The sequence below is a fragment of the Nocardia sp. JCM 34519.1 genome (genome assembly GCF_020361265.1).
GTDB classification, from domain to species: domain Bacteria; phylum Actinomycetota; class Actinomycetes; order Mycobacteriales; family Mycobacteriaceae; genus Nocardia; species Nocardia arthritidis_A.
This window is the reverse complement of the sequence record NZ_JAIRBR010000002.1, coordinates 677,836-690,670: the sequence shown is the minus strand read 5'-3', so window position 1 is coordinate 690,670 and position 12,835 is coordinate 677,836. Positions and strand designations below refer to the sequence as shown.

General features: G+C 66.9%; 13 protein-coding genes. 5 read left to right on the top strand and 8 right to left on the bottom strand.

All coding sequences use genetic code 11. The features are described 5' to 3' along the window. Positions 1–230 precede the first annotated feature (230 nt). The 3 genes from LGY53_RS09490 (at position 231) to LGY53_RS09480 (ending at position 3,660) form a co-directional block, all read left to right on the top strand. A complete protein-coding gene (locus LGY53_RS09490; RefSeq protein WP_225726247.1) occupies positions 231–1,676 on the top strand; it encodes an AarF/ABC1/UbiB kinase family protein in 1,446 nt (481 codons plus the stop codon). 33 nt (positions 1,677–1,709) lie between these two features. Then, the gene (locus LGY53_RS09485) at positions 1,710–2,960 is read left to right on the top strand and encodes a trans-acting enoyl reductase family protein (protein WP_225726246.1); all 1,251 of its coding nucleotides are present in this window, start codon (positions 1,710–1,712) and stop codon (positions 2,958–2,960) included. A 67-nt stretch (positions 2,961–3,027) separates the two neighbouring features. Continuing rightward, the gene (locus tag LGY53_RS09480) at positions 3,028–3,660 is read left to right on the top strand and encodes a class I SAM-dependent methyltransferase (protein ID WP_225726245.1); all 633 of its coding nucleotides are present in this window, start codon (positions 3,028–3,030) and stop codon (positions 3,658–3,660) included. 54 nt (positions 3,661–3,714) lie between these two features. On the opposite strand, the gene LGY53_RS09475 is transcribed toward LGY53_RS09480, so the two are convergent. The 6 genes from LGY53_RS09475 to LGY53_RS09450 form a co-directional block, all read right to left on the bottom strand. Further along, a complete protein-coding gene (locus LGY53_RS09475) occupies positions 3,715–4,281 on the bottom strand; it encodes a vitamin K epoxide reductase family protein (protein ID WP_225726244.1) in 567 nt (188 codons plus the stop codon). A 7-nt stretch (positions 4,282–4,288) separates the two neighbouring features. Continuing rightward, positions 4,289–5,062, bottom strand: a complete 774-nt coding sequence (locus LGY53_RS09470) for a thioredoxin domain-containing protein (protein WP_225726243.1) — start codon at positions 5,060–5,062, stop codon at positions 4,289–4,291. Between the two features lie 148 nt (positions 5,063–5,210). Further along, entirely contained in the window at positions 5,211–6,056 is an 846-nt protein-coding gene (locus LGY53_RS09465; protein WP_225726287.1) for a polyphosphate kinase 2 family protein, read from the bottom strand. A 41-nt stretch (positions 6,057–6,097) separates the two neighbouring features. Next, a complete protein-coding gene (locus LGY53_RS09460) occupies positions 6,098–6,829 on the bottom strand; it encodes an ESX secretion-associated protein EspG (RefSeq protein WP_225726242.1) in 732 nt (243 codons plus the stop codon). Beyond that, positions 6,826–7,500: a hypothetical protein gene (locus LGY53_RS09455; protein ID WP_225726241.1), complete on the bottom strand. Its 675-nt coding sequence runs from the start codon at positions 7,498–7,500 to the stop codon at positions 6,826–6,828. Before LGY53_RS09455 ends, LGY53_RS09460 begins: the two co-directional genes overlap by 4 nt. Positions 7,501–7,541: 41 nt before the next feature. Next, positions 7,542–7,928 carry a hypothetical protein gene (locus LGY53_RS09450; protein WP_225726240.1) on the bottom strand — a complete coding sequence of 129 codons (387 nt, stop codon included), beginning with the start codon at positions 7,926–7,928 and terminating at the stop codon, positions 7,542–7,544. 143 nt (positions 7,929–8,071) lie between these two features. Between LGY53_RS09450 and LGY53_RS09445 the strand changes: the two genes are divergently transcribed. Next, complete coding sequence (locus LGY53_RS09445; RefSeq protein WP_225726239.1) at positions 8,072–8,812, top strand: GntR family transcriptional regulator; 741 nt, start codon at positions 8,072–8,074, stop codon at positions 8,810–8,812. A 175-nt stretch (positions 8,813–8,987) separates the two neighbouring features. Here the strand turns inward: LGY53_RS09445 and LGY53_RS09440 are convergent, their stop codons facing one another. Beyond that, positions 8,988–10,118, bottom strand: a complete 1,131-nt coding sequence (locus tag LGY53_RS09440; protein ID WP_225726238.1) for a S1C family serine protease — start codon at positions 10,116–10,118, stop codon at positions 8,988–8,990. Positions 10,119–10,315: 197 nt separating this feature from the next. Between LGY53_RS09440 and LGY53_RS09435 the strand changes: the two genes are divergently transcribed. After that, positions 10,316–11,368, top strand: coding sequence for an NAD(P)-dependent alcohol dehydrogenase (locus LGY53_RS09435; protein ID WP_225726237.1), 1,053 nt, complete (start codon positions 10,316–10,318; stop codon positions 11,366–11,368). 45 nt (positions 11,369–11,413) lie between these two features. On the opposite strand, the gene LGY53_RS09430 is transcribed toward LGY53_RS09435, so the two are convergent. Then, positions 11,414–12,721, bottom strand: a complete 1,308-nt coding sequence (locus LGY53_RS09430; RefSeq protein WP_225726236.1) for a hypothetical protein — start codon at positions 12,719–12,721, stop codon at positions 11,414–11,416. Between the last annotated feature and the right edge of the window lie 114 nt (positions 12,722–12,835).

Genomic DNA, 12,835 nt, shown 5'->3' with positions numbered 1-12,835 from the left:
TCTCAGCGGTCGAAGCGCATGCGCCGCAGGCGCGAGTCTCGACCGCTGAGACGCGAGACTCCCCGGGGCCGCGAACAGCCGCGACGAAGGAGCGGCAGATGCTTGCAGAGCGCTAGCAAAAGTTTGGCTGCGGACTCGACTTTGCGGTTTCGTTGGCTACTCTGAAGCCGAGCGGTGCGGCTAGTGGGCTGCGTCACCGCGGGCGCGTCGGCACCAACGGAGGTACCTCGATGGCGAAGCAAGTACCGACCTCCCGGCTTGCTCGTGGCACCAAGCTGGGTGCGGTCGCGGCCAGCTCGGTGATTCGCACGCAGCGCGCCAAACTATCCATGCGCGGCAGATCGCAGCGGGTGCGGGCCAAAATGGCCGAGGAATCGATGCTCCGGACCACCGAGCAGGTGGTGATGGTGCTCGGCACCATGAAGGGCGTCGCGATGAAACTCGGCCAGATGATGTCCGTGCTGGATATGGATCTGGTTCCGCCCGCGCACCGGGAGCGCTTCCAGCAGCGCCTCGCGGTGCTGCGCAATGCCGCGCCGACCGTATCTTTCGAGGCGATGCGCCAGGTGATCGAGGAGGACTTCGGCAAGCCGCTGGACGCGGTATTCGCCGAATTCCAGCCGGAACCGGTCGCCGCGGCGTCCATCGGGCAGGTTTACCGGGGCCGGCTGCACGACGGTCGCGATGTCGCGGTGAAGGTGCAGTACCCCGGCATCGATGCGGCCGTGCGCGCGGATCTGAAGAACCTCAACATGTTCCGCCGGGTGCTGCAGTCGGCGATGCCGTGGGTGACGCCCGCGGTGCTGGACGAGCTACGCCTGAATATGGAGGGCGAGCTGGACTACCACACCGAGGCCGCGACCCAGCTGGAGATCGCCGGGTTGTACGCGGGTCACCCGTTCATCCGGGTGCCGCGCTCGATCCCGGAACTGAGTTCGACGCGGGTGCTGGTCAGCGAATACCTGCCGGGCCGTGGTTTCGAGGAGATCCGGCAGCTACCGCAGGCCGAGCGGGACCGGATCGGCGAGATCATCTACCGCTTCTATGTCGGATCGCTGTTCACGTTCAACGAGTTCTGCGGCGACCCGCATCCGGGCAATGTGCTGCTCTGCGATGACGGGCGGGTCGGGTTCCTGGATTTCGGGCTGTTCAACCGAATGGACCCCGAGCACGTGCAATTCGAGGCCATCTGTCTGCGCGCGGCCGCGGAGGACCGCGCGGAAGACCTACGCGAGTTGATGATTCAACGCGGCGTCATCGATTCGCCGGAGGAGATCGGCGCCGAGGAATGCCTCGAATACGTGCTCGCCGCCTCCGAATGGTGTTTGATCGACGAGGAATTGAAGATCACCCCGGAGCTGGCCAGCGGCGCGTTCCTGCTCGCGGTCGATCCGCGGGCCAGTGAATTCGCCGGTATGAAACAGCAGAATCTGCCGCCGGAGCATCTGTTCTCGCGGCGCGCCGACTTCCTGACCTTCGGCATGCTCGGTCAGCTGGACGCCACCGCGAACTGGCATGCGATCGCCCGCGAATGGCTGTACGGTGAGCCGCCGGTCACCGAGCTGGGCCGGATCCACCACGAATGGCTGGCACAGAACCCGCCGCCCGCGCCGAAGCCGGCGCGTGGCAGGCAGAACTCCAAGTCCAGGGCCAAATCAACGGCGCGCAAGGCCTGATCGCAGATACCAAATCGGAAGTAGATGAACGATATGGCGGATAGCCGCGAATTCGACATAATCCTTTTCGGCGCAACGGGTTTCGTTGGCAAGCTCACCGCGCGCTACCTGCTCGGCGCGGCGCCGGGCACCGCGCGAATCGGGCTGGCGGGTCGGTCGCTGGACAAATTGACCGCTGTCCGAACCGAATTGGGGCCGAAGGCCGCGAATTGGGGCCTGGTCGTTGCCGATTCGACCGATCAGGCGGCGTTGGACGCGCTCGCGGCGCGAACCAAGGTGGTGATCACCACGGTCGGGCCGTACCTGCGTTACGGGATGCCGCTGGTCGCCGCCTGCGCCAAGGCGGGCACCCATTACGCGGACCTCACCGGTGAGCCGCTGTTCATCCGGGACGCCATCGATCAGTACCACGATCAGGCCGTCGCGACCGGTGCGAAGATCGTGAATTCCTGTGGCTTCGACTCGATTCCGTCGGATCTGAGCGTGTACGAGCTGTATCGGCGCACGGTCGCCGACAACACCGGCGAGTTGGAGGACACCACGCTCATCGCATCCATGCGGGGCGGTGTCAGCGGCGGCACCATCGATTCGGGCCGGGCCATGATGGAGGCCATCGCGGCCGATCCGGCCAAGGGATCCATTCTCTCCCACCCTTATTCACTCAGCCCGGACCGCTCGATGGATCCGGATGTCGGCCGCCAGTCCGATCAGGCGCTGATGCGCGCGAGCACCATCGACCCCAGCCTGGACGGCTGGGTCGGCACCTTCATCATGGCCTCGCACAACACCAAGATCGTGCGCCGCACCAACGGGCTGCTCGGTTGGGTGTACGGCAAGAACTTCCGCTACCGCGAGGTGATGAGCGCCGGTAAATCGCCGGTCGCGCCGCTGGTGGCGGCGGGTGTCGCCGGCGGAATCGTGGCCACCATGGCGGCGGGCGCGGTGCTCTCCCGGGCGGCGGCCGGGCGCAAGCTGCTCGACCGAGTGCTGCCGAAGCCGGGCACCGGACCCGGCGAAAAGACCAGGGACAGCGGCTGGTTCAGCATGAAGACCTACGCGTACACCTCATCCGGCGCGAAATACGTTGCCACCTTTGCCGGTAAGGGCGATCCCGGCTACAAGGCGACCTCGGTGATGCTCGGCGAGAGCGGTCTGTGTCTGGCCTTCGACACCGACAAACAGCCGGAGCTCGCCGGAATCCTCACCCCGGCGGCGGCGATGGGCGACGTGCTCACCGAACGGCTGCGCGCGGCCGGGATGACCATCGAGGTGGAACGCGCCTGAATCATGCTGCGGCGGGCGATATTCCGGTATCGCCCGCTCTTTCGCATCCAGTAGCAAGGAGCCGACGTTGAACCTCGCCCGGCGCACCATGAACGAACCCGCTCTCGCCGCCGTCTACGAGCGGGCATGGCGCCCCGCGCTGTTCTATCTCGCCAGCGGGCGCACCACCTCGGCGGATCGCCGCGACGCGGTGCGCACGCTGCGACTCGGCGGCGATCAGAAGGTTCTCGACATCGCCTGCGGCCCAGGAAATTTCACCCGATACCTGAGCAATGCGCTCACCGGCGGCGGCTACGCCGTCGGCCTCGACTACTCCGAGCCGATGCTGGCCCGCGCCCGCATCGACAATTCCGGCCCCCGCGTCGGCTATCTCCGCGGCGACGCCCGGCGACTTCCCTTCCAGGACGCCGCCTTCGACGCGGTGTGCTGCTTCGGCGCGCTATATCTGATTCCGGATCCGCTCACCGCCACCCGCGAGATGATCCGCGTCCTCGCGCCCGGCGGCCGCATCGCCATCAGCACCAGTCACCGCTGGAATCCGCCGTTCAGCCAGGCGAGCAAGATCGCGGGCGGCTGGATCGGCCTGCGCGTCTTCGATACCGAAACCTTTCCGGCACTCTTCGCCGAGCACGGTCTCGTCGATATCGAGCAGCGGATCCACCGCTCCCTCCAGTACGTCAGCGCGACTCGACCGCGATGAATACGCAAGGGCCGCAGCGCATCCGATAACGCTGCGGCCCTTCGTATCACCGAATTACACCAGCGAGAGCCAGTAGTCCTGGAAGCGCAGGAAGACCAGCAGCAGCACCACCGCGTAGAACAGCGCGACGAACGTCCACCGCCACTCCGCGACAATCCGCAGCGGCCCTCTGGATCCGCCCCACAGCTGCTGGGTGCTCACCGTGAGCAGCGGGGTGATGATCGCCCACACCACCATGCAGTAGGGGCACAGCGCGTTGATCCGGTACAGGCTCTGGAAGATCAGCCAGCAGATGAAGCCGACACCGAGCACATTGCCCAACCACAGCCCGCCCCAGATCCAGCGCGGCATCGCGACACCCGCGACGGACAGCACGGCGAGCGTGACGACCACGGAGAATCCGACGACGCCGATGAGCGGATTCGGGAATCCGAACACCGCGGCCTGCTTGGTCACCATCACCGACCCGCAGGACAGGATCGGGTTGATGCTGCACGACGGGGTGTAGCCGGGATCGGTGAACAGTTTGAACCGTTCGATGGTCAGCGCGACCGCGGCCAGCCAACCCGCCAGCCCGCCGATCAGCAACAACCAGGAGGCCCGGACCGAGGTAGTACCCACTATCGGCTCACTTGGCCGCGTCGGCGATGACCGGCGCGAGTCCACCCTGCGCGAAGAGCACCTGGCTGGAATCGATCTGCTTGCCGTTGACGTACACCGTCGGCGTCGACTGGATACCGCTCTTCAGCACGTCGTTGGTGCGCGCCTGCACGTACTTGTTGTACTTGCGATCGGTAATGCACTGTGCCACCGAAGGATCGGTGTAACCGGCGTCCTTGGCGATCTGGATGATCTTGTCGTCGGTCAGGCCCGTACCGTTTTCCGGCGGCTGCTGGGCGTACATGGCCGCCACCCAGGCCTGGAATTTGGTCGGATCCGAACCGGCGACGCAGTATGCCGCGTTGGCGGACCGCGAGGAGTATTCGGTGCCGCCGGACATCCGGTCGAGGAATGCGATGATGTTGTATTCCACGGCGGCGGTGCCGTTCTTCACGGCGTCCTCCAACACCTGGGAGTTGGCCGCCTCGAAGCCCTTGCAGGCCGGGCACTGCAGGTCGGCGATGACCCGGACGGTCACCTTGGCGTCCGGCTTGCCGATCCGGATCGCGCCCTTATCGGTGATCGATGCGGCGAAGTTCGCGGTGTTCTGGGTGGCGGCGATGGTCGGCGTCGGACCCGGATCGTCTTTGCGCGCCTTCTTGATCGCGATCCCGACTCCGATGGCGGCCACCAGGCCGATCAGCACGACGGCCACCGCGACCTGAATGAAAATGGTGCGGTTGCGATCGGCGTTCTGCACCTTGGACAGCGCATTCGTCTTCCGACCCGGATTCTTGCTCACCGTGCGTTCACCACGCCTTTCGCTCTGCCGGCTGCCTGCCGTCACGATCGTAGTTCCGGAGCCCACCCCGGGCGCTACCGGCCACGAGGCACATCATGCTGGCCGAACCTGAGAGAACCCGAAATTTCCGGCATCACGGTATCTGGGGTCAGGCCCGCTCCAATAGTCGCAACTGTTCCGTCACGTCGAATTGGGCAGGCGGCCAATCCAATTTCAGCCGCTCCAGCGCGTCGATCAACAATTCGGTGACCGCGAGCCGGGAGTACCACTTGTGGTCGGCGGGCAGCACATACCAGGGCGCGTGCTCTGTCGAGGTCCGCTCCAGCATCACCTGGTAGGCCTCCTGATAGGCGGGCCAGTAGGCGCGCTCCTCGATATCGTTCGGATTGAACTTCCAGTACTTGTCCGAGCGTTCCAGGCGTTCGCGCAGCCGCCGTTTCTGCTCGTCCAGCGAGACGAACATGGCCACCTTCACCAGCGTGGTGCCCTCGTCGACCAATTCCCGCTCGAAGGCGTTGATTTCGTCGTAGCGCGGCTCCCACACCTTCGGCGGCACCAGGTTGTGCACCCGGACCACCAGCACGTCCTCGTAGTGCGAGCGATCGAAGACGCCGAGCTGTCCGCCGCGCGGCAGCTGTTTACGGATGCGCCACAGATAGTGGTGCCGCTTCTCCTCCAGCGTCGGAACGCCGAACGCGGCATGGTCGACACCCTGCGGATCCACCGATCCGATGACGTGCCGGACGATACCGCCCTTACCCGCGGTGTCCATACCCTGCAGCACCAGCAGCACGCTGCGACCGTCGCCGGAGCGACCGTTGGCGTACAGCTTCTCCTGCAGATCCGACAGCACCTGCGTGCGTTCGGCCAGCAGCTCCCGGCCGGCCTTCTTATCACCCTTGAAGCCGGGTGTGCCGGAGGTATCCAGATCCGCGATGCGCAGACCGGCGGCCCGCAACGCATCGGTCGCGGGACGCGCCCATTGTTTGGCCATCATTCAGAACTACCACGTGCGTGCGCACAAATCGCGCAGCATCAGCAGATATGCGCCATCCGAAGCAGTTCGGCGGCGAATTCCGGATCCGAGACCGGGGTGAGCACCATGTCCTGCGCCGTGGTCAGCAGGTACCGCCCGTCGCCGGTGAAATCCAGCCAGGTGCGGTGCCTGGTCGGCGGGGACATCGGATTCTCCGGTTCCACCGTCACCGTGATGAAGCCGCGGCCGTCCACCGGCTTGCACAGCATCTGCCGGAACCTGGCCGCACCGCGAGTTCCGTTGGCCGACGGCGGCTCCTGCGCGCCGAGCGGGGTGAGCACCGCGTCCTGCGGTTCGCGCAGCGGCCCCACCCGCCCGGCCCGCGCCGGCCCGATGATCTGCACCAGCAGCTGGCCGAGCGCGTTGATGTGACACATCCGCACGGTCACCCGCTCCGGCGTCGCGACCAGGATGCCCGCGTGTTTGTGCACCGCGGCGGCGAAGGCGAGAATCCGCTCGTCCTCGGGTCCGGAACCGTTGCGGGGCGGCCGGGTTCGGACACCGGAGACGGTGACGGTGGTGGCATCGGCTCTGGCACAGAGGGTGAGCGCCGCGGCCAGGTCCGCATCGGCCTGTTTGCCGAAGCGCTGCGCCAAACGCAGTGCGGCATATTCCTTTTCGGTGCGCACCGTATTGGCTCGAGCCAGGTTTATCGGGTAGGGGCGGCGATCGAGATTCGTTTCGTTCTCCCAGACGTGGGTGAATTCGTCCGGGGTGAGCACCCACTTCACGGCAAGGCGCTCCCGCTTCCGGAGGAGGGCACGGCGGGTGGGCCCGCGGCCGCGGTCCGGCCGTCGGGCGGGTCGGTGAAGCGGGGTACGCGATCGCCGGAGGCGGGCATGGTCGGCGTATATACGTAGGTCATCGTGTCCTGCGCATCGGCCTGGGCCGCGGCGGCCGCGATGTCGTATTCCATCCTGCGCCGACCGCCGAGTGCCGCCTCGGCGGCCGGGTCGGCGAGCGGTAGGTATGGCTGCGGGGCCGGTATCGCGGCCCGGATGGTTTGTGCGGCATCGCAATTCAGTTCCATCAGCTGCTGTATCGCGCGAGCGGTCTCGTGCGCGTCGATACCCGCCATGACGAATTCGCGGGTTGCCTGCCCGGCCGCGGCGGCGGTGCGCCCGGACCAATTCGCGAATTCGCGGTTGACGGTGTCGGAAAAGGCTTGGAACGCTTCGGCAACGGCGTCGGCGCCGGCCTGCCAGGCCTCGGCGACCCGGCCGAGGGCGGCCGGGTCGAGCGCCTCGTGGACCAGATCCCAGATCTCCTGGTGGGTGTAGCCGCCGAAGTGTTCCCGTTCCGGTGCGTACGCGGGATCCGTTCCACCGCTGTGGGATTCGGGCCTCGCCGCGAGGCGAGCCCGGATCCGGTCGGCGGCGGCGCGTGCCGTGGAGTCTGCCATCGGTCCCCCTCAGCGCCGCCGAGTGCGGCGGGCGGGGGCGGTCACGGTAGCTCCAGTTGATCGGCTGCCAGCTCCAACGCCACCCGGTTCGCCGCGTCCGCGGCGCAGAGCTGGTGCGCCGCCGCCAGATACGCGGCCTTGTAGAGCAGCGCGGTCTCCTGGAAGGCGGTCAGCAGCTCGAGGAACTGCCTGCCCTTGGCATTGAACCCGGCCGACAACCCATGTCCCGTCGGCAGATTCGCGAAGCCGCGCACATCGGTGACGAGATGCGCTGTGGCCTTTGCCCTTTGCAGATCACTGACCAGTTTGTCGCAGGCCGCCGCCAATTTCTCGGCGACGTCACCCGCCAACTCGAGGGGTTCGTTCCCGGTCGAATCGACGGCGGCGGCGTACAACTCGCGTGCCCTGCGCTGCCCGGTATCCGGCACCGCCAGCCACCCCCTTCCGTTCGGTCCACACCGTTTTCGGCGTGCACTCTACCGTCCGGTAAGGCCGCGCGTTACCCGCTTGACGCAGCCGTTGTTACACTGCCCGGAGGTTATCCGGCGATGTCGGCGGCGGAAGGCGTCCTGTGCCCGAATTCGATGCGGTGGTACCGAAATATCTCCAGATCGCCCAGGACATCCGGAACCGGATCGAGCGCGGCGAGCTCGCGCCGGGCGACGAGGTCGAGTCCGAGCGGGAATTGGCGGTGCGCTGGAAGGTCGCCAGGCCGACCGCGGCCAAGGCGCTGAACACCCTGCGGCAGCAGGGCATCGTGGAATCACGCCGCGGCTCGGGAACCTATGTGGCCGACCGCGGAATGCCGGCCGTCGATCGCGAACAGTACGGGCATACAAGGAGTTTCGGCGCACCCTATGCGGAGCACGCATCGGTGCGCATACTCCGGGTGGCGGCCGTCGACCCGCCGGAACACGTCGCGGAGGTATTGCGCCTGCCCGACGGACATGCCGCGATCATGCGGAAACGGTTGGCTACCAATGATTCCGGGCCAACAGAGCTGGCAACGTCATGGTACCCGGCAGCGTTCGCCGCCACCGCACCGAAACTGCTTGCCGCCGAACGGCTCTCCGGTGGCACGCTGGCCTATCTGGAGTCCGCCGGCGGCCGCCGGGCCGCACACGGCCGAGACCGGGTCAGCGCCCGGCTGGCCAGCGGCGAGGAGCGGGAACTGCTCGGACTACCCCGCCCCGCCGCGGTCCTGGTCTACGAGCTCACCCTGTACGCGACCGACAACACCGTCATCCAGTTCGACGAAGTGGTCTTCCCACCCGGCCGCCGATTACTCCAGCAGGAGTATTCCGCCAGGTAGCAGCCGGACTACCTCAACTTCATCTTCGAAAGCGGCGGCAACGAATTCGAATTCGCTTTAGCCCCAGAGGTCTTACGTCGAATGGTCGCGCTCAGCACCGCCCCGCCGCCCGGCGAGCACCCATCCGGCGACGCCGAGGTTTGATAGCCCATTCGTAATCCCCATGCGGCGCAACCTAATTGGGGGTGCCGAGGGCGAGGACGATCGGTACGGTGCGTTGGGAACCGTCGGGGGTGATGATTCCGACCTGGATGGTCTCGTCGGGTTTGCGGACGTTGATGGCCGCCCGCAACGCGCTCGCGGTGGTGATCGGGCGGCCGTCGATGGCGGTGATCACCTCGCCCTCGGTGAGTCCGGCGGACTGGGCGGGGAGTCCGTAGATGGCCACGTCGATGTGGGCGCCCGCCGTGGATTTGGCGTCGGAGACGACAACGCCGAGGGTCGCGGTCGGCCCGATGTGCACGGTGTCGGTCGGTGTGCCGGAACGGATTTGGCGCACGATGCGCATGGCCGTATCGATCGGGACGGCGTAACCGTTCGGCGGATGACCCACCGCCTTGCCGGAATCGCCCGATGCCGCGGCCACGACGCCGACCACCGCGCCGAGGCGGTCCGCGAGCGCACCCCCGGACTGTCCGGAGGTGACCGGCGCCGCCACCTCGAACATGCCGCTGAGCGACTTCTTGGTGAGATCGGCGGCATTGACCGCGACGATGGCGCTGTTCAGATCGGTGATCCGGCCGCCGACCGCGGTCGGTGTGCCGCCGACGCCGCCCGCATTGCCGATGGCCATCACCTCGTCGCGCAGGCGCACGTCGGCGGAACTGCCGATGCGGGCGGGCACCAGATCGTGTGCGCCGGCGAGCGCGAGCAGCGCGATATCGGCGGCCGCGTCGTAGCCGAGCACGGTGGCGTTGTAGACGACGCCGTTGCCGACATCGGTGACGGTGACGGTGTCGGCACCCTTCACCACGTGCTGGCTGGTGAGCACCTGGCCGTCGGTGGTGAGCACGATGCCGGAGCCGGCGGCGCCGAGCCCGAACGGTTTGGTTGACGCGCTGATGTTCACCAGCGCCGGATCGACGACCGATTTGACGTAATCCGGATCCAACGGCGGTACGGCGGCCAACGTGACCGGCGCGGTTTCGCCGTCGGACGGCGGCCATCCCGGCAATTCGCCACGAAAGCCGAGAAATGCGGTGACGGCCAGGACCGCCACGACAATGGTCGCCAGTACGCGGCCGCCACCCGCGCCGCGGCGCCGTGCCGCATCGTCCGGCGGTATTCGCGGGCCCTGCGTGGTCACGCTGCGCTACCTCCTCCGGGCCTGACGCTCATACCGCGGTCCATGGCTCTCCGCTTTCTGTCGACCAATTCCATTGTGGCCGCATATGCCCGTCCCGGATCGGAAAAACACCGTCCGCCCGGTCCATGCGGCCGGGTGAGCTGGCAAATTTCGTTAGCGAGTGGCAATTACATCCATGCGGCGGTAGGCATAGAAGCATGACCACAGCTGCCGCTTACGCCATCTCCGCACCCGACGGCGCATTCGAGAAGGTGACGATCGAGCGCCGTGAACTGGGTCCGCACGATGTGCTCATCGACATCAAATACGCGGGCATCTGCCATTCGGATATCCACACCGCCCGCAACGAATGGAAGGGCACCGCCTACCCGTGCGTGCCGGGGCACGAGATCGCCGGACTCGTCGCGGGCGTCGGCTCCGCCGTCACCAAATACCGGGTGGGCGACCGGGTCGGCGTCGGCTGCATGGTCGGCTCCTGTGGCCGGTGCGCGCCCTGTCTGGCCGACGAGGAGCAGTACTGCGCAAACGGCACCGTCTGGACCTACAACACCCCGGTCGACGCGTCGCAGCAGGCCGAGGGCTACACCATGGGCGGGTACTCGACCCAGATCGTGGTCACCGAGAGTTTCGTCGTCGGCATTCCGGAGGGCATCGGGCTCGATGTGGCCGCGCCGCTGCTGTGCGCGGGCGTCACCCTCTACTCGCCGCTGCGGCACTGGCAGGCGGGCCCCGGCAAGCGGGTCGCCATCATCGGCATGGGTGGGCTCGGGCACGTCGGGGTGAAGATCGCCGCCGCGATGGGCGCCGAGGTCACGGTGCTCAGCCAGTCGCTGCGCAAGCGCGAGGACGGCCTGCGCCTCGGCGCGACCGACTACTACGCGACCAGCGAGCGGGAGACCTTCCGCGAACTGCGCGGCCGCTTCGACCTGATTCTCAACACGGTCTCGAGCGACCTGCCGATCGACCAGTACCTGAAGCTGCTCACCCTCGACGGCACCATGGTGCTGCTCGGCCTGCCCGAAACCCCGATGACGGTGACGGCGCGCAACCTCACCGGCCTGCGCCGATCACTGGCCGGTTCGATGATCGGCGGTATCGCGCAGACCCAGGAAATGCTGAATTTCTGTGCGGCGCACGGCATCGGCGCGGAAATCGAACTCATCTCCGCCGACGAGATCGATTCCGCGTACGACCGCGTCGTCGCCAGCGATGTGCAATACCGGTTCGTCATCGACATTTCCACGCTGTGAGCCGAAAGGCCGCTCCGAAACGCTTGCCGGAGCGACCTTTTCGGATTACTCCACACCGACCACGCCGCGGGTGACGAGGCGAATCTGTTCGGCCGTCGCCCGGGTGAGCCTGCCCATCTGCGCGTGCGTGTGCTCGGCGGTGTCGTATTCGACCTGGATGATCAGGCGGGCGCCGACGGTGAAGACGGTCATCTTCGGCGGCATACCCGGCATCATGGCGAAGACGTCGTCGCGGATGACATGGATACCGGCGGGCAGCGAATGCGCGGGCAGCCGACCGACATTCGACAGTGCGAGCGTCGGCCCGGATGCGAAGGCGGCCGCGGTCAACTCGTCCAGTTCGCGATGGGTGGCCCGCATGAGCAGGGCGGCGAAGCGGGTGTCCAGCGCCAGCCGCATCCCGTCGGCGACCGCCCGCGCCAGCGCGATCGGGTCCGCGTCCTCGTCGGCGACGACCGGCGTCCCGACGCCGGAGGCACAGTTGAGCATGGTCGATGCGGACAGGCGCGGGACCAGTTCGTAGCGCAGGTCCACCGCGTGACCACACAGCAGCGGCAGCGGACCGGTGCCCGGCTCCAGCTGGGCGCGGACCGCGGCCATGGCGGCGCCGGACAGCAGGCTGTTCACCGAAAGACCATGTGCCCGGGCGGTATTCACCAAGGCTCCGGTCTCCTCCTCGGTCAGTTCGATCCGCTGAAGCGCCAGCCTGCCGCGCGGATCACCAATGCCGTCACCGTCTTTGGGCAGCCTGCGCGGCGCGTCCGCCGGATCCGCGGCGAGTACGGCGGCCCGGATCTCCGCCAGGAATTCGTCCACCTCGGCCTCGACGGTGACGGCGGCGAGCAGATTGTCGACGCCATCGAGCAGCACCGTCGAATTCACCTGCGGCAGTGGCGATCCGACAATATGGCCGGTGTAACGCTGCCACATCTCGTCCAGCAGGGCGAAGGCGGAGCGGCCGTCGGCGATGCCGTGATGGATGATCAGCACGATCCGGGTCAGGTCGCCGTCGCGCAGCAGCCGCGCCCGGAACAGCCCGGCACGCCAATCCTGTTGGGAATTCACTAATTCCAAGTATTCGGCCGCGCCGCCGTCGGCGATCTCCAGCACGGGCCGGTGGGTGTCGACGCACCGGAAGCTGAGCACCCCATCGGTTTCCACGACCGAGCTGCGCAAGAGCGAATGTCCGGCGGCGAGTTCGGCCAGCACGCGACGCAGGATTTCGGCGTCGATCCGGCCGCGGACGGTACTGCCGATGTAGAGCGGCATGCCGCCGATCGGCACGCTGCCGAGGCGGGTATCGGTGCTGAAGTAGTCGGTTTCGAAGGGGGAGAGCAGACGCTGAGCGGTCATATCCGTGAACTTTCGTGCGGTTGAGCCAACAGTTACGACCATACACACGTTTCAAACAATTGTCACAAACATTCGTTTGAAACAGCTGTCACAAACGCTCGTATGCCCCGCTGC

Excerpts from the sequence above, each read along its gene's own strand:
- LGY53_RS09490 (WP_225726247.1), top strand. The coding sequence starts at position 231 with ATGGCGAAGCAAGTACCGACCTCCCGGCTTGCTCGTGGCACCAAGCTG.
- LGY53_RS09485 (WP_225726246.1), top strand. The coding sequence starts at position 1,710 with ATGGCGGATAGCCGCGAATTCGACATAATCCTTTTCGGCGCAACGGGT.
- LGY53_RS09465 (WP_225726287.1), bottom strand. The coding sequence starts at position 6,056 with ATGGCCAAACAATGGGCGCGTCCCGCGACCGATGCGTTGCGGGCCGCC.
- LGY53_RS09455 (WP_225726241.1), bottom strand. The coding sequence starts at position 7,500 with ATGGCAGACTCCACGGCACGCGCCGCCGCCGACCGGATCCGGGCTCGC.
- LGY53_RS09435 (WP_225726237.1), top strand. The coding sequence starts at position 10,316 with ATGACCACAGCTGCCGCTTACGCCATCTCCGCACCCGACGGCGCATTC.
- LGY53_RS09430 (WP_225726236.1), bottom strand. The coding sequence starts at position 12,721 with ATGACCGCTCAGCGTCTGCTCTCCCCCTTCGAAACCGACTACTTCAGC.